The sequence below is a fragment of the Enterococcus sp. DIV1307a genome, from assembly GCF_050537425.1.
GTDB classification, from domain to species: domain Bacteria; phylum Bacillota; class Bacilli; order Lactobacillales; family Enterococcaceae; genus Enterococcus; species Enterococcus faecalis.
Genome location: NZ_CP172914.1, coordinates 748,897 through 769,072, shown reverse-complemented (window position 1 = coordinate 769,072; position 20,176 = coordinate 748,897). Strand labels below are relative to the sequence as shown.

The following is a 20,176-nucleotide window of genomic DNA, read 5'->3' as shown; positions in this document are numbered from 1 at the left end:
GCGTCCGTTTAACTATCTCTTTTTTAGTATTATTCACTTCTTCCAATTTTACCATAAAAATGGGGGTTTTAGAAAGCAGATTATACGAATTTGTTCGTTAATTTTTGAAACATTTTTGTAAAAAACTTATTCTGCTTGTTGCACTTCTTGATTTTCTCCATTTGTCGGCGTACCGTTATTCGCTTCATCCGTTGCTGCGCCTGCATTTGGGTCCACAACTTCTTGATTTTCAACCGCTGAATCTTCGGAAACTTCACTGCCCGTTTCTTCACTTTCTTTTTCATACGGATAAGAAAAAATGCCGACTTCCATATCAACGATTCCAGGTTTGTCCATTTGCTCGGCTACTTGTGAATAATAAGCCATTTTTTCACTTAAATCAGAAATATTAACAATCACTCGATTTCCATCATTCATATAGACATTAATCAAGTCTTTATTGGTTTTTGATGGTGCATATTTAATTTCTGAAATTCCTTGTTTAATTTCTTGAGGTAATTTGTTGTAAGAGGCCATTAATTCAGGGATTAATTTATCCTCTTTGAAATTCTCAAAAATTGGTTTGCCACTTTCAGCAGCTTTGGTGGTTTCCGCCAAAGTTTTACCATTCTCTAAAATCGGATGATAGCCGCCTTTAGTCGCAGCAAGAGCGACAATTTGATACTCTTGAATATCAATTTTAAATGAATTAATACCATTTAACTTAATGTTCGCCTTTTTTATAATTGGAAACTTTTTCTGAATATTTGCAGAAAAATAATTTCTATTTGAATACTGCTCCCATAAGCCACTGCCCGTTTCAAGTTTTGACTGCTGAATAATCGCTTGGCTCTCCACACTTTTGTTACCTGAAACTGTTACTTCACTCAATCGACTAAGAGGCGAAACAAAATACAATGCCACTAAAATGGCTGTCCCTAAACAAGTTAAAATAAAGGCTAAACGCCTATATAAGCGCTTGTTCCGTGTTTTCTTAACGTTCGGTAAACGATCTGCAAAATGCTCCTCTTCTTCCACTGTTTCTTGTGGAAGATGTTGTTGAGGCTCTTCTTGACTTTGTTCTTGTAAAGTGATGGTGACTTCTGCTTGTTCGTTTTCACCTTTTGAAGCAGCTTCTTCCGCTTGCTTCTTCAAATATTCTTGGTTTTGTTTTTGCCAAGGTGTCAGTTCAGGTTGAGACTCTTCCGATTTTTTTGGAGGTAATGGTTTTCTTTTTTTGAATATATCGTTCTCGTTACTAATCTTCCACACCTCCTATCTCAGACTAACGTTTTCACAACTTGATACAAACGATCACTTGCATCTGGGATGCCTTCCCCTTTGGACGCCGTTGCCATCTGTTGTCTTTTTTCATTGTTTAATAAAATATCATCAATTGCCGCAACTAAACGAGCGCCGGTCAATTCTGCATCTGGAATCATTTCAACAGCACCAACTTTTACTAAGCTTTGCGCGTTTTTCGTTTGATGATCATTCGTGACGTAAGGACTCGGAATTAAAATTGCTGGTAATCCTAATGCGGTGAACTCCGCAATTGAGGTTGCTCCTGCACGTCCCACCATTAAATCGGTATTAGCCATCACTTCAACCATTTTATCAATATACGGTTGCACACTTATGTTTGTCAATTTCTTTTCAGAAAGCTTTAGACTTTCTTGAAGTTCCTGATAATATCTTTCTCCTGAAGCGTATAAAACTTGATACTCTCTCTCTTCAAACAAAGGAAAGGCCTGTTCAAACGCTTGATTGATTTTCAAGGCGCCACGACTTCCGCCAAATAAAACCACCGTTTTCTTTGCTGAATCTAAGCCAAACTCTGATAAAATAGCTGACTTTTCCACCGTTACGACTTCTTGTCCCCGCGGGTTCCCTGTCAAAATTGTTTTTTCTTTCGGGAAAAAACTAGCGACATCCGGAAAACAAATCGCAATTTTATCTACATAACGACTTAAAAATTTATTTGTCATTCCAGGGATACTATTTTGTTCATGAATAATTGTCGGTATTTTTAATTGGTGGGCCGCATAAACCACTGCACCAGAAACATAACCGCCTGTACCAATGACCACATCTGGTTGAAATTCACGAATAATTTTTTTTGCTTTATTAATGCTTGTTAAAAATAAATAAATTGTTTTAAAATTTTGAGGACTTAGCGAACGCCTGAATCCTTGAATTTTAATCGTTTTAAATGGAATTTTCGCCTTTGGCACAATTTGACTTTCTAGACCATTTTCTGTTCCCACATACAAGAATTCTGTTGCAGGTGCTTCTTTTTTGACGTGTTCGACGAAGGATAACGCAGGATAGATATGCCCACCTGTGCCACCACCAGTTACTAGTATCTTCATTTTCTCACATTTCACTTTCTTTTAATTGTTGAACAGCTTGCATAAAGGCTTCCCCGCGTACTTCGAAATTCGGGTATTGATCCCAACTTGCGCAAGCAGGTGATAGTAAAATAGTATCATCTTTTTCCGAATAATCAAAGGCAATGGTAACCGCCGTTTGAACATTTTCAGCAAATAAAATTGTTTCAATGTTCGCTTTTTTAGCAGCTTCCGCCAATTTTTCTTTAGTTTCTCCAAATAAAACAATTGCTTTGAGTCCCAGCAGAGCAGGAACCAATTCATCAAATGAGTTACCGCGGTCCAAGCCACCCGCAAGTAAAAGTAGCTTTTGGTTGTCAAACCCACTTAACGCCATCTCTGTAGCTAAAATATTGGTTGCTTTTGAATCGTTATAAAAACGTCTTTGCTGAACTTCGCCAACAAATTGCGTTCGATGGGGAACGCCCGAAAAGTTTTTCAAAGTTTGTCTAATCTGAACATTCGATACATTTTTTAATTTAGCTACACAAATCGCTGCGAGTGCATTTTCAATATTGTGACTACCAGGAATCCCTAGCTCATCGGCGGGCATAATATATTCTTCATTAAAATATAATTTCCCATCTAAAAGATAAGCCCCTTCTACTGCTTCTTTCGTTGAAAAAGGCAATACGTTGGCAGCTGTGGTTTTGGCTAACGTTTGAAGCTCTACTTGATTCCAATTTAAAATCAAGGTGTCATCTGCGGTCATGTTTTTTTGAATGGCCCATTTTGCAGCAACATATTCTTTCCGCGAACCATGATAATCCAAGTGTGCCTCAAAAATATTTGTAATTACTGCAATTTGTGGGTGAAACGTCTCAATTCCCATTAACTGAAAACTAGAAAGTTCCATCACAAGATCATCCTTGGCTGTTGCTTCTTGAGCCACCGTACTCGCTGGAAAACCAATATTTCCCGCCAAACGTGCCTCACCAGCCGTTCTGTCAGCGTTTAGCAATAAACCAATCATCGTGGTCGTGGTTGTTTTGCCATTGGTGCCCGTAATGCCGACAATTGGACATTCGGCAATTTGACCTGCTAATTCCACCTCAGTTATGATAGGAATTTTCCGAGTTAGTGCTTCTGCCACAAGTAGATTTGTATAAGGAATACCAGGATTTTTAACGATTAGTTCAAATTCTTCATCCAACAATTCAATTGGATGCCCCCCTGTAACAACACGAATACCCAAGGTTAATAAATCTTGGGCGTCAGGGTTTTGATCAAATTGTTTTGCGTCATTAACGGTAACGAGCGCACCTAACTCATGTAAGAGTTTCGCTGCGCTGACACCACTTTTAGCTAGTCCTAAAACCAACACTTTTTTGTTTTGATAGGTTGTTATTTTTTTCATTGTCAATTTCCCCTTTGATAGATTAGAAAAGAATCCATAATGTGATTCCTGAACAGATTAAACCGACAGACCAAAAGACAAAATCAATTTTCCATTCAGACCAACCACACATTTCAAAATGGTGATGAATTGGTGACATTTTAAAAATCCGTCGACCAAATAATTTAAATGAAGCAACTTGTAAAATAACACTTGCTGTTTCACAAACGTAGACAAGTCCAATTAAAAGTAGCGTCCATTCTTGATGCAAAATAATTGAAATTGCTGCTAACAATCCACCTAATGCTAATGAACCAACATCACCCATGAAGATTTTTGCTGGTTTTCTATTATAAGGGAAAAAGCCAATCAGCCCACCAATCACACTTAGGCAGATAATCACAACATCAAATTGTTGTTGTTTCCAGGCAATAATTGCATAAGTACCAAATGAAATTGTTCCTAAACCAGCAACCAAACCATCAATTCCATCTGTCAAGTTCACGGCATTAGAAAAACCGACTAACCAAAAAATAATAAACACGCCATAAAAAATACCTAACGGAACTTCTGCTACTCCAAACAAATCTAAGGTGTCTGAAAATCCTTCACTTCGATAAACAAAGTAGAAAACCAACCCACCAAAAATTTGACCAATTAATTTTTGACGAGAATTCAAGCCCATGTTCCGTTTTTTAAAGACTTTAATGAAATCATCCAAATAACCTAGCAAACCGTATAATACTAAAATAAATAGAATAATTAGTAGAGACGGCGTAAATTGGTGGAAAAACAACCCCATTGCTAATGAAGTAATCAAGCTGGCTACAAGGAAAACGACTCCCCCCATTGTAGGGGTACCTGTTTTCACGCTATGCCAAGTCGGGCCATCTTCACGAGTAACCTGCCCTTGTTTTTTCATTTGAAAATAGCCAATGAATAGTGGCATTACGCTCACTGTAATGGCAAAACTCACCACTATGGGAATAAAAATCTGTGTCCACTCCATGTTATCTCTCCTAATTATTCTACGTTATTATTCTGTGCCTTCTAAAGTCACGGTTAATTTTTTCTCCGTAATTTCAGTTTCAGCAGCGATACTTTGTTTCGTCACATAGCCTTCACCTTTAAACTCGACAGTCAAACCTAATAAATCACCAAACTTGGTAACATCGCTCTTCGACCAGCCGGTTAAATCAGGCATATAGTTCGTTCCATTTGTGATCAAAATCAATTTCTGATTAGGCATTAATGTTTGACCAGACGGCGTTGATTGTTTCTTGATTTTTTCACCATCACCGATAATCACAGGATCCACCCCGTTCACTTTGGCATTGGCCAACGCTTCCGCTGGTGTCATATTTTTATAATCAGCAACTGTGACTTTATCAGAAGCTACTTTCGTTGTTTCCGGATCTGTCTCTTTAATGTCTAACGCTAATTTCATTAATGGGTTTGCAATTGCCGCCATTGCTTCTGAAGGCGAACCTGATTTTGCTTGTCTAAGCGTAATATACAAAACATATTCAGGATTATCTGCTGGGACCATTTCCACTACAGAAGACAAGACTTGACTTGCTCCATCAACGTACCCTTTACCATCTGAAATCTGGGCAGTTCCTGTTTTGGCAGCAACATGATAGCCTGGTACTTTATAAATATCATACGCAATCCCGTAAGTCGGGTCTTCAACAGTATCAATCATGTACGTACGAATCTGTTGAGCTGTTTGCGCTTTGATTGGGGTTCCTACGATTTGTGGTTCCGTAATCGTTTCTTTTCCTGTATTTTTGTCAACAATTTTGCTGATGTAATGAGGTTGCAACATTGAACCGTCATTTGCAATAGCTGAGAAACCTTTCATCATTTGGAAATTAGTAACCGTAATCCCTTGACCAAAAGCTGAATTGGCCCGATCAACAATATTATTATCTGGAAGTTTCCCAGTGTGTTCTGAAGTTAAACCTGAATGTGTGCTTGAACCAAACCCAAATTTTTTCAAATATTCGACCCACTTGTCGCCACCCATTCGTTGTTCCAAGTTCACCATTCCGATATTACTAGACCAAGAAATAGCTTGACGATAAGTTAAAGACGTTTTGTCTTTTAAATTGCCGACATCATGGTCGTTAATCGTGGTGTCACCAACAGTGATACCACCTATACGGTTAAATGATTCATTTGGATTAAACAATCCTTGCTCAATGGCCGCCGCCGACGTAAATAATTTAAGCGTTGAGCCAGGTTCATACGGACTTTCAACCAATAGGTTCTGCCACGTGCCATTATTGTCTAATCCTTGTTTCGTTTCAGGATTAAATGTTGGCCGTTGAGACATAGCAACAATTTCGCCTGTTTTTGCTTCCATTAACATAGCAGTCATGGAAACTGGTTCATATTTTTCATTAACTTGCGTCATTAAATCTTCTAAGGTATTTTGCAAGCGACTATCCAACGTTGTGTAAATATCTTGACCATCCACTGCTTTTTTCTCTTCCGCCACAGTTCCTGGTAAGGCATTACCGTAAATATCTTTTTCAAAATACACACGGCCATCGGTTCCGCTCAAAATATCATTATAGGCCTGTTCTAGTCCCATCGCGCCTACTAAGCCTTCTTTATCATCATCTGGATTGGCTGCTTTTGTATAGCCAATAAAGTGAGAAGCAAACTGACCATTGGGATATAGTCTGGCTGGATGTTCATTGAAATAAACGCCAGAGATTTTTTTCTTTTTCAAATCTGCTTCAATTTTTTGCCGTGTTTCCAAGGTGATGTTTTGACCACCCGTACCAAATTCCACTTGATATTGTGTTGACCCATCTTCATGGATCCCATTATTCAAGTATTTCAATGCTGTTTTTTTGTCTAGTTTGGTATATTTCGCTAAAATTTCAGCAATATCATCGAAGTCTTTTTTCTCCGCATATAGCTTTTCATTATTTTGTCCCGTATATTTTTTTGATAATACGACATATAACGAATAGGAAGTAGCATCTTCTGCGATTGGATTACCATATCGATCTAAAATTGATCCTCGCTTAGCTTTTACCACTTGGCTTCCTTCATATAGAGAAGCTGTTTTTTCCTTTAGTGATACACCGGCTACTTTGCCTGTTGCCACAATGTATGTCGTTCTAAAGGCAAATAAAAAGAACAATCCAATACTCGTAGCGAATAAAATGATGCCTACTTTTTTACGATTGTTCATCGGATTTAAGTTTTTCTTTTTCATGAATTGTTTAAATTTATGTCTTTTACTCATTATTTAACAGTCCTAACATTGTCGCCGTTATTTTCTAGTCCTTGTTTTTTAGCGACATCTTTGATTCGATCTGATTTAGAAAGTTCGCTTCTTTCTTGTTCCAATTTCAAAGCGTTATCTTCCTTTTCTTTAATGACTGCTTGTGTTTCTGTAATATCGTTCATGGTTTGGACAATTGTCGTTCTTACTTGAATTGTCGCAATTGCAATACCAATCGTTGCACAAACTAATACAACACCGATTAATTTTTCTAGTAAAGAGACATTTTTTAGTTTCTTTTTGGGTAATAGAGTGGGGACAGGTAGTGTTTCCTCTTGCATTTTTCTGTCTTGCTCTGTTGCCACAGTTGGCTGATCCATTTCTGGTGCTTCATAATGGAAATCATTTACTTTCTTCAATTCAGCCATGTGTCTACCCCTCTCTCTATCTAGATTTTATTTTTTCGGCAATGCGTAACTTCGCACTTCGTGAACGATTATTCTCAGATAACTCACTGTCACTTGGTAAAATTGGTTTTCTAGTAATTACTTTTAATTCTGGTTGAAATTCTTCTGGTACCACTGGAATGCCTGGTGGCAAATCTTGTACCGTACTGTATTCTTTAAACATTGTTTTAACGATACGATCTTCTAACGAATGGAACGTAATCACACTGATTCTGCCATTTTTCGCTAGCAAATCAATTGCTTGTTCTAGCGACTCTTCAACTGCCCCTAATTCATCATTAACGGCAATGCGAATTGCTTGGAAAATTCGTTTTGCAGGATGTCCACCTTTGCGTCTTGCTGGAGCTGGAATCGCCGTCTTAATAATCTCAACGAGTTCACCTGTTGTTTCAATTGGTTGCTTTTCGCGAACACGTTCAATTTCTCGAGCAATCTGTTTCGAAAATTTCTCTTCCCCATAACGAAAGAAAATTTTTACCAACTCACTATAACTATACGTATTCACCACTTCGCGAGCCGTCAAGGGTGCGTCTTGATCCATGCGCATATCTAAGGGCGCGTCTTGATGATAGCTAAAACCACGTTCTGCTTCATCTAATTGTGGTGAAGAAACACCTAGATCGTATAGAATCCCATCAACGTGGAACACCCCGTGTTCTGCCAATTCTTCTTTAATATTTCTAAAATTTGATTTGATGAAGGTCACTTGACCTTTGTCTACATATTTCTGCAAACGAGTCTTAGCATGTGCCAACGCTTTTTGGTCTTGATCAAAGGCATATAAATGACCGTGCTCATTCAATTGTGTCAGTAAGTATTCACTATGTCCGGCACCACCGAGTGTGCAATCTACGTATACGCCATCCGGCTTCACTTGTAATCCATCCACTGTTTCTTTTAAAAGAACGGTGTAATGGCGAAATTCTTCAGTCATCATTTGCCTCATTCCTAAAATCCAAAATCAATCATTGTTTCTGCTAATTCATCAAAGTTTTCTTCAGCTTCATCAGAGAATGCATGCCAACGTTCGTCACTCCAAATTTCAATTCGGTTAGAGACGCCAATAACAACACAGCCTTTTTCTAAACTGGCATGTGTTCGTAAATTCGCCGGAATATTGATACGACCTTGCTTATCAATCTCACATTCTGTTGCAGCGGAATAAAAGAATCGTACAAAGGTACGTGCATCTTTCTTAGCTAAGGGCATTTCTTGAAGTTTTGCTTCAAGTTGTGACCATTCATTTAAAGGATAACCAAATAAACAGCCATCCATCCCTCTCGTTACCACAAATTTTTCACCAAGTTCCTCACGAAACTTTGATGGAACGATTAGGCGGCCTTTGGCATCGATATTATGTTGGTATTCACCCATAAGCATAGCCAATACACCCGCTTTTCCACTTGATAGAACAAGTCTACCACATCCCACCACTTTCTACCACTATAAATCTAAAAACTTCTATTTTTTAACTGTTATTTAAAATTTCTGTAATATTTACAGGGTTTTATGTAACAAGCATCACCCAACAAAAAATGTTATTATAACAAGGTTTTTACTATGTTTTTTATAAAATAACCCCACAAATAACAAAAAAACCCCACGGAGTGGGGAGTTGTGGGGGACATTTTCCCACAGCGTATTTCCCCTATTGTCTCCACGCTTTATTACAGTAGATAATGACTGATATTTAGCAAGATAAGCAACACATACAACACAAACGTTAGTAAAAACGTCAACCGCCAAAACATCTTGAAATATCGTCTATATAAAATCTCTCCATAATAATAAGCTTGAAACAGGGCAACAGCGACTCCTAATAACAAAATAGAAATCACAAAATACGGCATAATCGATTCATCATAACTATCTTTGGATAACTCATGGATCCCTATGAATAAAAACGGAATGGCCAAATCCGGTGCTTTTATTTTCCAACGTTCCGTTAGGGAAAAAGTGGACACGAGAAAATTGCACGCAAAGAGCACAATTACCGGAAAAATATACCAAAATAACATTATTGCCGAAAACGACACCATTCTCTCAACAAATCCTTTCATTCCACCTGCTATAACTATACTTCATCAACGTTACACAGATGTTTCATTTCGTTTAAATATATGTGCTAAAAGCCCTTTTTGCTTGCTTTTTCATATAAAAAACGGATTACTTATCAAACCATTTTCAAAACGAGGCCTCACCTATCGCGGCCACTTATTTTTGAATGTTTTTTATAAGCTTTTCTTCTCGTAATGTGTCATACTTCTATTATAATGGATTTAGAACAAAAAATGTTGATTCGGGGTGAATCTTTTGATTAATTATTTATTATTGAAAAATGACTATTTTGAACCTTGTTCACCAGACGATGAATCCCTAAGTTGGATTTCGGTAGAATCTCCTACAGAAGAAGAAATCGAGCGTCTCGTCAATCAATACCACTTACCAACAGATTATCTTACCGGCGTTTTAGATGATGAAGAAAATGCTCGAGTGGAAGGTTTCCGCCACGAAAAATTACAAACGCCTACGTTACTTTTATTTCGTTATCCCAAAGCTAGTATCAGTCCTAGCGGCTATCTGCAAGTAGAAACGGTACCGATTGCTTTAATCGCAACCGTCGATAACAAACTAATTACTGTTAGCAATGGGCCTAACGACATCGTTCATGGGATCCAAAAAGAGGCGTTCACGCATCAAGATCTTTCTATTGAGAAGGCCTTAATTTTAGCCCTTTCATGGAAGATGGCCCTTTCCTTCAATAAAAACTTACAAGCACTTATCCAACAAACCAACAAACTTGAAGGAGAGCTCCAAGTAGCCACAGAAAATAGTCAATTGTATCAGATTATGGACATTCAAAAAAGTCTAGTTTATTTCGAAGCAGCTTTAACGGATAATTTAAAAGTATTAAAACGTTTATATAGCGCTGAAATTTTTAATCATCCAGAAAAACATTTGCCATTTTTAAGGGATATTCTGATTGAACTAGAACAAGGACTGAATACGACTAAAATACAACTAAAATTAGTTGATAACATTAGTAATACTTTTTCAGCAATCGTTTCAAATAACTTAAATAATGTCATGAAAATTTTAACATCCTTAACAATTGTCTTGACCATTCCAACCATCATCGGAGGAATTTACGGCATGAATGTGAAACTCCCTTTTGCAGAGCATGAATATTCTTTTTGGATTATTTTTGCTATCACTACCTTAATCTGTGTAATTAGTATTCGAATTTTAAAGAAAAAGAATCTCTTATAACTTTAGGTTGCTGTTTTCAGGAAAAGGTTGTACACTATTAGCAGAAATTAAAAAGGACGTGTCATTTATGAACGACAAAGAACAAAGTCGCTTTTCAAAAATCACGAAAGTCGTGGTTTGGCTAATGCTGATCGCAATTGTAGGTTCAACTGTTTTAACAGCAATTCTTAGTCTTTAAACTGGAGAACTTTTTCACACATTAAAAGTAAAAAAACAGCCCCTTCAATTGATAGAAGGGGCTGTTTTTTTACTTGCTCAAATAGAGCGGCTATTTTTTCGCCATCGCCAACAGCTCTTGTGCATGTTCAATGGTTAATTTCGTAATTTCACTTCCTGCGAGCATACGCGCAATTTCGTTTACTCGCTCTTTTTCAGATAAAATTCGGACGCTTGTTTCTGTCCGACCCGCCACAATTTCTTTTTCAATAAAATAATGTTCATCAGCAACGGCTGCCACTTGTGGCAAGTGCGTGATACACAACACCTGCGAATTTTCTGAAATTTGATAAATTTTATCGGCAATCGCCTGTGCTACACGGCCACTGACTCCTGTATCTACTTCATCAAAAACAATACTAGTGATCCCTTGCGTTTGAGAAAAGATTGTTTTCATAGCCAGCATCACTCGCGAAAGTTCTCCGCCAGAAGCCACCCGAACTAACGGTTTTAATGGTTCCCCTGGGTTAGTAGTAATATAAAATTCTACTCCGTCTAAGCCATTTTCTTGTAAATGCTCAAGTTCTGTAAAGCGGACTTCAAATTCAGTTCGCTCCAAATATAGTTCTTTTAATTCGGTTAAAATTTGTTGTTCGAGCTCTTTGGCTAGGTGCTTTCGTTCTTTTCGTAAAGCTAACGCTTGTTGATGAGCCGCTTGTTGTTTCTCTGCAAGCAATGCTTCTAAGTCACCTGTACCACCTTCCAAAAAATCAGCCTCTGCTAACTCTTTGGTGATTTCTTCATAGTAAGATAAAATCGTTTCGATTGAATCGCCATATTTACGTTTCATTTGACGGATTAATTCCAAACGATTTTCTACTTCATTCAAGCGACCTTCGTCTAGTTCTAAGCCATCAATTAACCTAGAAAGATCTCCACTGGCTTCTTGTAGTAAGTAGTAAGCATTTTGAACAGTATCTGACAATGTTTTATATTCTGGATCAAGGGATTCAATCGAAGCGAGTTCATTCATACTTGTTCCGATTTTATCCAAACTACTATCGTCTTCACCATTTAGCGCGGCATAACTAATCGTCAGTGCATCAGCAATCTTTTGAAAATTGTTCAGTTTATTGCGTTCTTCTAACAATTGTTCTTCTTCGCCAGCGACTAACTGTGCACTAGCAATTTCATCACTTTGAAAATGAAGCATGTCCATTCTTTGGGCAAATTCTTTTTCATTTTTTTGTCGCTTTCTGACTTTGGCTTCGAGTGCGCGATACTCTTGATACGCCTGTGTATATTTTTCTTTGACTGCTAAAAGTTTTTTCCCACCAAATTCATCTAACATATCAATATGGCGTTCACTTTGCATCAATTCTTGATGTTCGTTTTGGCCATGAATATCTACTAAATATTCCCCAATTCTTTTTAAATTAGTAATGTTGACAATCCGTCCGTTGACACGGCAAATATTTTTACCAGAAGCGGAAATATCTCGTTGGATCACTAAAGAATCTTCTTCTGTTTCAATACCTAATTCTTCTAATAATTGCTTTAATTCTTGACTTTTCGGCATTGAAAAAAGTCCTTCTAAGGTGCATTTATTTGCTCCTTGACGAATATAGTCACTGGAGCCACGTCCGCCTGTGAGTAATCCCATTGCATCAATAATGATGGATTTCCCCGCACCTGTTTCTCCCGTTAAAACGGTCATACCCATTTGAAACTCTAATTGTAACGAAGAGATAATCGCAAAATTTTTCACGGAAAGTTCTTGTAACATCTTGTTCACCTCATTCTTTATAGATAGCTTAACAGCTCTTTATGAAGTTTTTCTGCCGCCTCCTCAGTTCGTGCAATCATGAGAACACTATCATCATCGTTGATGACGGCAAAAAGTTTCTCTTGGTAATTCTTTTCGATTAAACTACCACACGCCGCCGCATTGCCAGGAATGGTTCGTAATACGACATATTTTTCCATTTGTTCTGCAGCTACAAAGGCATCTTTTAAAAGCTTTGCAAGTTTAGCACTCGTATTAGCTTGTGTTTCTAATGGAAGGCTATATCGATAACCCCCTTCTGCAGATGGAACTTTGATCAGTTTCATATCTTTAATGTCGCGAGAAATTGTTGCTTGTGTTACAGCTACGCCCTTTTCTTGTAAGTAGTTGACAAAATCTTCTTGCTTTTGAATATTTTTTTCAGTCAATAAACGTGTAATTAAACGGTGTCTATCTTGCTTTCTCATGGCGCCGCTCTCCTTTTCAGTTTACTCTTGCCCTCATCATAGCTTATTTTTATGCATTTTAAAAGATGAATTACTAGATTTATACAAAAAAGAAGCTTTCACCTATAGGCGTCCACTTCTTTCTTCTAACTTTTCTCATCATTCCGCTAATTTTTGATGCGCATGCGCGACAACTTCTTCAATAGATTCTGTTGCTTGATAGGATCCTTCTCCCTCAACAGAAACTAAATGTGCCAAAAATTCAATGTTTCCTTCGCCACCAGTGATTGGTGAAAAATCCAAGTTTTTCACATCATAACCATTATTCATGGCAAAGCGCGTGATTTCCTCCACAACCATTTGATGGGTTTCTGGATCACGCACGATTCCTTTTTTCCCAACAAACTCTTTGCCAGCTTCGAATTGTGGCTTAATTAACGCCACCACACTACCACCTTTTTTCAAAATATCATGAAGAGGTGGCAAAATTAAGCGTAATGAAATAAAGGAAACATCAATCGTTGCAATATCCGGCACCCCTTCGGTGAAATCTTCGGGTTTACTATAGCGAAAATTGGTACGTTCCATTACCACCACGCGTTCATCTTGCCGAATTTTCCATGCTAGTTGGTTATAGCCAACATCTAAAGCGTAACTCAAACGAGCCCCATTTTGTAAAGCAACATCGGTAAAACCACCTGTGGAGGAACCAATATCTAGCATTGTTTTACCTTGAACGTTGATTGCAAAAACATTTAGTGCCTTCTCTAGTTTTAAGCCCCCACGAGAAACATAAGGCATTACTTGGCCCTTAGTATGTAAGGGTGTCTCCACAGAAATTTTTTCCCCTGGTTTATCTAAACGTTCATTTTTATCATTGTAAACCAAACCAGCCATCACACTACGTTTGGCTTTTTCTCGTGTTTCAAATAGTCCTTGATTAAACGCCAAGACATCGACGCGTTCTTTTTTCATAAGTGCCTTCTTTCTATCTCAATTGTAACTGAGTTAACAAGTTTGCTAAATGTTCTTCTGAAAAATTGGGAACATTTGCTTTGATTTTTTCTAAAACAGCGCTGCCTTCTGCTAATTGATGTGTTAGCGCATCTTTCGCGCCAGCAATCCCTAGAAGAGCTGGATACGTACTTTTATTCAACGCTTCATCTCGGCCTACTTTTTTACCTAAATCTGCTTCTGTACTTGTGGCATCTAATAAGTCATCACGAATTTGAAAAGCCAAGCCATAGTGATGCGCAAACTGTGTCAGTAAACCAATGACTTCTTCTGTTTGATTGGCTAATACGCCCCCAGCAATTAAGGCGAATTCAATTAGCGCTCCGGTTTTCTTTTCATGAACAGCCGCTAACTCTTCTAAAGTCAAGCTGACTTTTTCTCCTTCAATATCACCCATTTGGCCGGCAACCATGCCTTGATTCCCCGCTGCCTTTGCCAGTTGTTGCATCAGTAAAACTTTTTCACTTAAGCCTAATTGGCTCAAAGAAAGTAACTGAAATGCACCTGTTAATAAGCCGTCCCCTGCTAAAATGGCAGTCGCTTCACCAAACACTTTATGATTGGTTGGTTTGCCACGACGTAAATCATCATCGTCCATTGCTGGTAAATCATCATGAATTAATGAATACGTATGAATCATCTCTAAAGAGGCAGCCACTTGATAGTCTTGTGTTTCCATCTCTTTTTGAAAAGCGGCCACTGTTGTTAACACTAATAGCGGGCGTAATCGTTTACCACCTGCGTGTATTGAGTAGAGCATTGCTTCTTTCAAACGCTCATTTTCAGTATATTCTGCGATAAAATCGACCATGACTTTTTCAACCAACGGTAAATGCTGTTGACTAAAATTCGTCATTACGCTTCCTCGCTCTCTTCAAAAACAATTTCTTCATTGTTTTCTGTCATCATTTTCGTTAAAGTTTTTTCCGCTTTTTCCAATGTATCTTGACATTGTTTACTTAATGCCATGCCCTCTTGAAAGGCAGCTAAGGCTTCTTCCAAAGGAACATCTCCTCGTTCTAAGCGCTGAACGATTTCTTCTAAGGCATTTAATGATTCTTCAAACGTTTTTTCTTTTGCTGGCATGTTAAAACTCCTCTTTTTTCGCTGTTATTGTTTCGACGTTTGCTTGAACTGTACCGTCAGCATAATGAATCGTTAATTGATCTGCTGGCTGTAACTCGGTAACAGTTTTAACGACACGGTCCTCTTTTGTAGTATAACTATATCCTCGACCCATAATTTTGAGTGGGCTGAGTAAGTCTAATTGTTGAACAGCAGACGTGAATTGCTTTTGTTTGTTTAGGAACAATTGTGTCATTTGTGTTTGCAAGTTTCGTTGTAAAAATGCCAATTGTTGCTGACTTTCTCTTAATTGTCCCTTTGGTGTCTGTTGTTGCAATTGAGCGATAATTCCTTGGGCTTGACGTTGTTTTTGGTGATGAATTGTTGTCATTGCTTGGAAAAGACGTTGCGTCATTCGATCTAATTTAATCGTTTGACCTTCATAAAGTCGCTCAGGTTGCTTAAACACATAAGAATTTTGTAGTCGTTGGAAACGTTCTGTTCGTTGTTGTAAGAGATATAAAAAGCTTTGTTCTAAACGACTACGCCGTTCACTAATTCTTAATAGTTCTTCATTTAAAACTGGTACCGCTAGTTCCGCTGCTGCCGTTGGCGTTGCTGCACGAACATCTGCTACCATATCGGCAATTGTCACATCTGTTTCGTGACCAACCGATGAAATAATCGGTGTGGTGGCAGCATGAATGGCTCGAGCCACTTTTTCTTCATTAAATGGCCATAAATCCTCGATTGAACCACCGCCACGGCCGATGATCATCGTATCAAAATCGCCTTGCGCATCGGCTCGCTGAATGTTCCGCACAATGTCATCCGCCGCCTGCTCGCCTTGGACCAAGGTTGGAAAAAGGACCAGTTGTGCAATTGGGTAGCGTCTTTTGACTGTCGTAATGATATCCCGAATGACAGCACCACTAGGACTTGTAACCACAGCGATTCGTTTGGGATAACGAGGCAACTGTTGTTTAGGCCCTTCAAAAAGTCCTTCTTTTCCTAGTTTTTCTCTTAATTCTGCCAATGCTTGATAAAGTGCACCTACACCATCTGGTTCCATATGTTCAATATAAATTTGATAGGAGCCGCTGTTTTCATAAAGCGAAATCCGCCCCACCACCATGACTTTCATGCCTTCTTTTGGTTGAAACTTCAATTTTTGAAAGGCTGATTTAAACATAATTGCAGAAATCTTCGCATGGTCATCTTTTAAACTGAAGTACTGATGCGCGTTCGCTCGGAAGCGAAAGTTCGAAATTTCACCTGTTAAATAGACACGTCCTAAGTAAGGGTCTGCATCAAATTTACGTTTTAAATACTTCGTTAAGGCTGTTACTGTTAAATACTGTTGCGTCATTTTTTCACCTTACTTTTGTTTTTTTGCTGCCTCGACTGTTTGATACATTAACATGGTAATCGTCATTGGGCCAACACCTTTGGGAACTGGTGTGATATAGCTTGCAATTTCAGAAACTTCATCGAATGCTACATCACCAATCAGTTTTCCTTCTTGATTGCGATTCATACCCACATCAATCACTACCGCACCTGGTTTCACGAACTCTTTGGTGACAAAATGCCCGCGTCCAATTGCTACAACTAAAATATCCGCTTCTTTTGCAACTTCTGCTAAATGTTCAGTTTTAGAATGGGCAATCGTCACGGTCGCATTTTTCATTAACAATAATTGTGCCATTGGCTTGCCAACAATATTACTTCGACCAATAACCACCGCACGTTTACCTGTTAAATCAATATCATAGGCTTCAAACATCTTCATAATTCCATACGGCGTGCAAGGAATCATTTCAGGTTTGCCTACAAACAAACGGCCTAAATTCATTGGATGGAACCCATCTACATCTTTTTTGGGATCAATCGCTAATAAAATCTTTTCTTCATCAATATGTTTTGGCAAAGGTAATTGTACAAGAATGCCATGAAAGCGTGAATCTTGATTATATTTGTCAATCTCAGCCAATAATTCTTCTTCTGAAATAGTTTCTGGTAGTTTTTCGACCTTTGACAGAATGCCAATTTTGGCTGCTGCACGTTCTTTATTTCTCACATACGTTTGGCTGGCAGGATTTTCCCCAACTAATAAAACAACTAATCCTGGTTGGATGCCTTGTTGTGTCATCTTCTCTACATCTTTTTGAATCTCTGCTTGCATTTGATCTGCTAATTCACGACCGTTAATTACTGTACTCATTCCTTCGCTCCCTCTATTGTTTCTTTACTTCTTTAATAGTATTTATTTTAGCATATAACCCAGTATCTTAACACCAGTTAGATAGTAAAAAAAGATTCAGAGCTTACGCCTCTGAATCAATTTCTTTCATTACATTTGATAACACACCATTAACAAATTTACGCGAACGGTCGTCGCTGTATTTTTTACTTAACTCAACGGCTTCATTTAATGCCACAATGTTTGGCACATCTGAAACGTATAGCATTTCAAAAATAGCTAAGCGTAAAATAACAATATCTATTTTTGCTAAGCGTTGCATAGACCAGTTATTACCTAAATGGTTCGTAATCACTTCGTCTAGTTCTGCTTTGCGGCTACACACACCGCCGACAAGTAAATCTAAATACGTAGGGACTAGGTCTTCGCCATCTTCACTGACGATTGCCCGATTATCATAAGCCAATGCATAATCAATGGCATCTTGTTTGGTTAAATCAGCATTAAAATCTAAAGGAAAAAGGGCTTGGAGCGCTTTTTCACGAATCTCGTGACGGGTTAATTCTGTTTTACTCATTCTCTTCTCCATCTTCATCTTCTGGGAATAATTCATTTAAGTCTGGTTGAGGGATTTTTTCAGGTACTACCGCTACAACATGAATATTCACTTCAACTAAATCAATATCTGTCATAAATAAGACTTGTTGTTTCACACGGTCTTGCATTTCTAACGCAACTTTTGGTACAGAAACACCGTAGTTCAAGTAACAATAGATATCGACTTTTAAGCCTTCTTCTTCTGTTCGTAAATATACACCTTTGCCGTGTGCTGCACGGCCTAATAATTCATTCACATTATTGGCAAACGTGCCACGCATCCCATAAACGCCCTCTACTTTTGAAGCAGCGATTCCGATAATTACTTCAATGACTTCAGGAGCGATCACGATTTCTCCTAAAGAATCGTTTGCATTGATTACAAGATTTTTTTCTTCTGACATTTGGTTGTCCTCCTTATCTATTACGCACAAAATCGTTAAATAAACGATTTATTTGATGAATCACTAAGTCTCTTAAGGATTCTCTTTTAAGCAACGGATGATTCTTAAAAATTAAAACAACACTGGTTTCTTCAGTTAATTGTGAAAGAACGTCCAAATTTTGCTTATCAATACTCGTTCTTAGTTTATCATTAATTAGCCTATTTCGCTACCAGAAAAGCTAAGTTCTGACTAAAAGAACAGATAATTTCTTGTCATAAATTTCTAATTCAAGCCTTTAGACGTAAAAATAAGAAAGACCAAGTAATTTTGGCTTTCTTATTTTTACGTCTTTATTCTTCAGGATAACGTTCCATTAGTTTCGTCCGATGCTTTTGCATAATCATTTCTAAAGAGATGTCATATTTATCCGCTAAAATAAATAAATTATCCAACACATCGCCTAACTCTTCCGTTAAGTTTTCCAGATTCTCTTCATCCGCCAAAACTGTTTCATCCGGTCGATCACGGCCAATTTCAATTGTCCGAATGGCTCGACAAACTTCGCCGACTTCTTCTGTTAAAAAGTTGGAACGAATAAACGGATCATATTGATACCAGTTACGTTTTTTATAAAACTCGCTAATAAACCGCTGATACTCTTGGATATCCATGTTCTCCCAACCTTTATAAAATGATTAATTCTTTTGGCGCATGTGTTAATACACGATTACCTTCAGCAGTAATTAATAAATCGTCCTCAATACGCACGCCACCAATTCCTGGCAAATAAATTCCAGGTTCGTCCGTAATCACATTCCCTGGTACAAATTGTTTATCTGCTCGGAATGAAACATTTGGTCCTTCATGAATTTCTAATCCAATGCCATGACCAGTACTGTGGCCAAACGCATCGCCATAGCCATAGGAAGCAATATGATCCCGTGCAATCGCATCTAATTGAATGCCCGTCAACCCAGGTTTAGCTTCTGCTAACACTTTTAATTGTGCTTCTAAAACAATGTCATAAATTTCTTTTAGTTTTGGCTGAATACTACCAATAGCGAATGTCCGTGTCATATCAGAAACATAGCCTTCATAATAACAACCGAAATCTAAAGTGATTAACTCACCTTTTTCGATGACTTTATGGCTAGCAACGCCATGTGGCATCGCTGAACGTAGACCGCTGGCCACAATTGTCTCAAAAGAAACACCACTGGCTCCTTTTGAACGCATGAAGAAATCTAATTGATTAGCCACTTCAATCTCTGTCATTCCAGGTTTAATCATCTCTAAGACAAAGGCAAATCCTTGATCCGCGATGGCACACGCTTTTTCAATAATCGCTACTTCTTCTTCATCTTTCACTTCTCTTAATTCTTCAATCAAACCCATTACAGGAACTAATTCACATGGTAAAATTTCTTCCAATAAGCTATAATCAGCGAAACTAACTTGCGTTTCTTCAAAAGCTAAATTATCTAATTGCAAACGTTCAGCTAAATCTGCTACTTCGTCAAAAATATGTCCTGTGTTTTTAACGATAGTAAAACCAGTTGCTTGTTCCGCAGCTTGTTCCGTATAACGAAAATCCGTTACAAAAAAAGCTTTATCTAATGTAATCATTGCCAAGCCTGTTGTCCCAGTAAAATTGGTTAAATAACGTAAATTATACGGACTTGTCACTAAAAATCCTTGTAAATTATTTTCTTTCATTAACTCCCGTAGCTTTTCGACTCTTGCCATCATTGGTTCGACCTTCTTTCTTTTTTCTCATTTTTCATTATAGCAAATTTACTTCAGAAAAGCATGAATCACCAAAAAACTTCATCGAGAA

At 37.9% G+C, this 20,176-nt stretch carries 22 protein-coding genes; 2 read left to right on the top strand and 20 right to left on the bottom strand.

Going from position 1 to position 20,176, the window contains the following annotated elements; translation table 11 throughout:
• Positions 1-126: 126 nt before the first annotated feature.
• The 9 genes from IGL90_RS03745 to IGL90_RS03705 form a co-directional block, all read right to left on the bottom strand.
• Complete coding sequence (locus IGL90_RS03745; protein WP_002355897.1) at positions 127-1,251, bottom strand: cell division protein FtsQ/DivIB; 1,125 nt, start codon at positions 1,249-1,251, stop codon at positions 127-129.
• Between the two features lie 8 nt (positions 1,252-1,259).
• Complete coding sequence (murG, locus tag IGL90_RS03740) at positions 1,260-2,351, bottom strand: undecaprenyldiphospho-muramoylpentapeptide beta-N-acetylglucosaminyltransferase (RefSeq protein ID WP_048738066.1); 1,092 nt, start codon at positions 2,349-2,351, stop codon at positions 1,260-1,262.
• 4 nt (positions 2,352-2,355) lie between these two features.
• Positions 2,356-3,726 (bottom strand): UDP-N-acetylmuramoyl-L-alanine--D-glutamate ligase, encoded by a 1,371-nt coding sequence (gene murD, locus IGL90_RS03735; RefSeq protein WP_048738064.1) that lies wholly within the window; start codon positions 3,724-3,726, stop codon positions 2,356-2,358.
• Positions 3,727-3,748: 22 nt separating this feature from the next.
• Entirely contained in the window at positions 3,749-4,714 is a 966-nt protein-coding gene (gene mraY / locus IGL90_RS03730) for a phospho-N-acetylmuramoyl-pentapeptide-transferase (protein WP_002355894.1), read from the bottom strand.
• Between the two features lie 27 nt (positions 4,715-4,741).
• Positions 4,742-6,970: a penicillin-binding protein gene (locus IGL90_RS03725; protein WP_010777493.1), complete on the bottom strand. Its 2,229-nt coding sequence runs from the start codon at positions 6,968-6,970 to the stop codon at positions 4,742-4,744.
• Positions 6,970-7,377, bottom strand: coding sequence for a cell division protein FtsL (ftsL, locus tag IGL90_RS03720; protein WP_002358883.1), 408 nt, complete (start codon positions 7,375-7,377; stop codon positions 6,970-6,972). The genes IGL90_RS03725 and ftsL overlap by 1 nt, the downstream gene beginning before the upstream one ends.
• A 16-nt stretch (positions 7,378-7,393) precedes the next feature.
• Positions 7,394-8,350, bottom strand: coding sequence for a 16S rRNA (cytosine(1402)-N(4))-methyltransferase RsmH (rsmH, locus tag IGL90_RS03715; protein WP_002355891.1), 957 nt, complete (start codon positions 8,348-8,350; stop codon positions 7,394-7,396).
• 14 nt (positions 8,351-8,364) lie between these two features.
• Positions 8,365-8,850, bottom strand: coding sequence for a division/cell wall cluster transcriptional repressor MraZ (mraZ, locus tag IGL90_RS03710; RefSeq protein WP_002383402.1), 486 nt, complete (start codon positions 8,848-8,850; stop codon positions 8,365-8,367).
• A gap of 233 nt (positions 8,851-9,083) precedes the next feature.
• Positions 9,084-9,476, bottom strand: coding sequence for a DUF3397 domain-containing protein (locus tag IGL90_RS03705; RefSeq protein WP_002383401.1), 393 nt, complete (start codon positions 9,474-9,476; stop codon positions 9,084-9,086).
• Positions 9,477-9,720: 244 nt separating this feature from the next.
• On the opposite strand from IGL90_RS03705, the gene IGL90_RS03700 reads away from it, so the two are divergent.
• A complete protein-coding gene (locus IGL90_RS03700) occupies positions 9,721-10,686 on the top strand; it encodes a magnesium transporter CorA family protein (protein WP_002390178.1) in 966 nt (321 codons plus the stop codon).
• A 67-nt stretch (positions 10,687-10,753) separates the two neighbouring features.
• The gene (locus IGL90_RS03695) at positions 10,754-10,864 is read left to right on the top strand and encodes a DUF4044 domain-containing protein (protein ID WP_002383399.1); all 111 of its coding nucleotides are present in this window, start codon (positions 10,754-10,756) and stop codon (positions 10,862-10,864) included.
• A 90-nt stretch (positions 10,865-10,954) separates the two neighbouring features.
• Here the strand turns inward: IGL90_RS03695 and recN are convergent, their stop codons facing one another.
• From recN to IGL90_RS03640, 11 genes are all read right to left on the bottom strand, one after another.
• The gene (gene recN, locus IGL90_RS03690) at positions 10,955-12,628 is read right to left on the bottom strand and encodes a DNA repair protein RecN (RefSeq protein WP_104859544.1); all 1,674 of its coding nucleotides are present in this window, start codon (positions 12,626-12,628) and stop codon (positions 10,955-10,957) included.
• A gap of 17 nt (positions 12,629-12,645) precedes the next feature.
• Positions 12,646-13,095, bottom strand: coding sequence for an arginine repressor (locus tag IGL90_RS03685; protein ID WP_002358881.1), 450 nt, complete (start codon positions 13,093-13,095; stop codon positions 12,646-12,648).
• Positions 13,096-13,233: 138 nt separating this feature from the next.
• Positions 13,234-14,049 (bottom strand): TlyA family RNA methyltransferase, encoded by an 816-nt coding sequence (locus IGL90_RS03680; protein ID WP_002355880.1) that lies wholly within the window; start codon positions 14,047-14,049, stop codon positions 13,234-13,236.
• Positions 14,050-14,062: 13 nt separating this feature from the next.
• Positions 14,063-14,944, bottom strand: coding sequence for a polyprenyl synthetase family protein (locus IGL90_RS03675; RefSeq protein ID WP_002355879.1), 882 nt, complete (start codon positions 14,942-14,944; stop codon positions 14,063-14,065).
• The gene (locus tag IGL90_RS03670) at positions 14,944-15,174 is read right to left on the bottom strand and encodes an exodeoxyribonuclease VII small subunit (protein WP_002355878.1); all 231 of its coding nucleotides are present in this window, start codon (positions 15,172-15,174) and stop codon (positions 14,944-14,946) included. The genes IGL90_RS03675 and IGL90_RS03670 overlap by 1 nt, the downstream gene beginning before the upstream one ends.
• A gap of 1 nt (position 15,175) precedes the next feature.
• Positions 15,176-16,522 carry an exodeoxyribonuclease VII large subunit gene (gene xseA, locus IGL90_RS03665; protein WP_002355877.1) on the bottom strand — a complete coding sequence of 449 codons (1,347 nt, stop codon included), beginning with the start codon at positions 16,520-16,522 and terminating at the stop codon, positions 15,176-15,178.
• Positions 16,523-16,531: 9 nt separating this feature from the next.
• Positions 16,532-17,377: a bifunctional methylenetetrahydrofolate dehydrogenase/methenyltetrahydrofolate cyclohydrolase gene (locus IGL90_RS03660; RefSeq protein WP_002355876.1), complete on the bottom strand. Its 846-nt coding sequence runs from the start codon at positions 17,375-17,377 to the stop codon at positions 16,532-16,534.
• A 103-nt stretch (positions 17,378-17,480) separates the two neighbouring features.
• Positions 17,481-17,933 carry a transcription antitermination factor NusB gene (nusB, locus tag IGL90_RS03655; protein ID WP_048738200.1) on the bottom strand — a complete coding sequence of 151 codons (453 nt, stop codon included), beginning with the start codon at positions 17,931-17,933 and terminating at the stop codon, positions 17,481-17,483.
• Entirely contained in the window at positions 17,926-18,357 is a 432-nt protein-coding gene (locus IGL90_RS03650; RefSeq protein ID WP_002355874.1) for an Asp23/Gls24 family envelope stress response protein, read from the bottom strand. The genes nusB and IGL90_RS03650 overlap by 8 nt, the downstream gene beginning before the upstream one ends.
• Before the next feature lie 332 nt (positions 18,358-18,689).
• Positions 18,690-19,010, bottom strand: coding sequence for a MazG nucleotide pyrophosphohydrolase domain-containing protein (locus IGL90_RS03645; RefSeq protein WP_002383393.1), 321 nt, complete (start codon positions 19,008-19,010; stop codon positions 18,690-18,692).
• A gap of 13 nt (positions 19,011-19,023) precedes the next feature.
• Entirely contained in the window at positions 19,024-20,088 is a 1,065-nt protein-coding gene (locus tag IGL90_RS03640; RefSeq protein WP_002391500.1) for a M24 family metallopeptidase, read from the bottom strand.
• Positions 20,089-20,176 lie beyond the last annotated feature (88 nt).

Bases quoted from the DNA above. Each gene is read 5' to 3' on its own strand.
- murG (WP_048738066.1), bottom strand. From the start codon at position 2,351: ATGAAGATACTAGTAACTGGTGGTGGCACAGGTGGGCATATCTATCCT.
- murD (WP_048738064.1), bottom strand. From the start codon at position 3,726: ATGAAAAAAATAACAACCTATCAAAACAAAAAAGTGTTGGTTTTAGGA.
- mraY (WP_002355894.1), bottom strand. From the start codon at position 4,714: ATGGAGTGGACACAGATTTTTATTCCCATAGTGGTGAGTTTTGCCATT.
- IGL90_RS03725 (WP_010777493.1), bottom strand. From the start codon at position 6,970: ATGAGTAAAAGACATAAATTTAAACAATTCATGAAAAAGAAAAACTTA.
- ftsL (WP_002358883.1), bottom strand. From the start codon at position 7,377: ATGGCTGAATTGAAGAAAGTAAATGATTTCCATTATGAAGCACCAGAA.
- rsmH (WP_002355891.1), bottom strand. From the start codon at position 8,350: ATGACTGAAGAATTTCGCCATTACACCGTTCTTTTAAAAGAAACAGTG.
- IGL90_RS03705 (WP_002383401.1), bottom strand. From the start codon at position 9,476: ATGAAAGGATTTGTTGAGAGAATGGTGTCGTTTTCGGCAATAATGTTA.
- IGL90_RS03695 (WP_002383399.1), top strand. From the start codon at position 10,754: ATGAACGACAAAGAACAAAGTCGCTTTTCAAAAATCACGAAAGTCGTG.
- recN (WP_104859544.1), bottom strand. From the start codon at position 12,628: ATGTTACAAGAACTTTCCGTGAAAAATTTTGCGATTATCTCTTCGTTA.
- IGL90_RS03685 (WP_002358881.1), bottom strand. From the start codon at position 13,095: ATGAGAAAGCAAGATAGACACCGTTTAATTACACGTTTATTGACTGAA.
- IGL90_RS03680 (WP_002355880.1), bottom strand. From the start codon at position 14,049: ATGAAAAAAGAACGCGTCGATGTCTTGGCGTTTAATCAAGGACTATTT.
- IGL90_RS03675 (WP_002355879.1), bottom strand. From the start codon at position 14,944: ATGACGAATTTTAGTCAACAGCATTTACCGTTGGTTGAAAAAGTCATG.
- IGL90_RS03670 (WP_002355878.1), bottom strand. From the start codon at position 15,174: ATGCCAGCAAAAGAAAAAACGTTTGAAGAATCATTAAATGCCTTAGAA.
- xseA (WP_002355877.1), bottom strand. From the start codon at position 16,522: ATGACGCAACAGTATTTAACAGTAACAGCCTTAACGAAGTATTTAAAA.
- IGL90_RS03660 (WP_002355876.1), bottom strand. From the start codon at position 17,377: ATGAGTACAGTAATTAACGGTCGTGAATTAGCAGATCAAATGCAAGCA.
- nusB (WP_048738200.1), bottom strand. From the start codon at position 17,933: ATGAGTAAAACAGAATTAACCCGTCACGAGATTCGTGAAAAAGCGCTC.
- IGL90_RS03650 (WP_002355874.1), bottom strand. From the start codon at position 18,357: ATGTCAGAAGAAAAAAATCTTGTAATCAATGCAAACGATTCTTTAGGA.
- IGL90_RS03645 (WP_002383393.1), bottom strand. From the start codon at position 19,010: ATGGATATCCAAGAGTATCAGCGGTTTATTAGCGAGTTTTATAAAAAA.
- IGL90_RS03640 (WP_002391500.1), bottom strand. From the start codon at position 20,088: ATGATGGCAAGAGTCGAAAAGCTACGGGAGTTAATGAAAGAAAATAAT.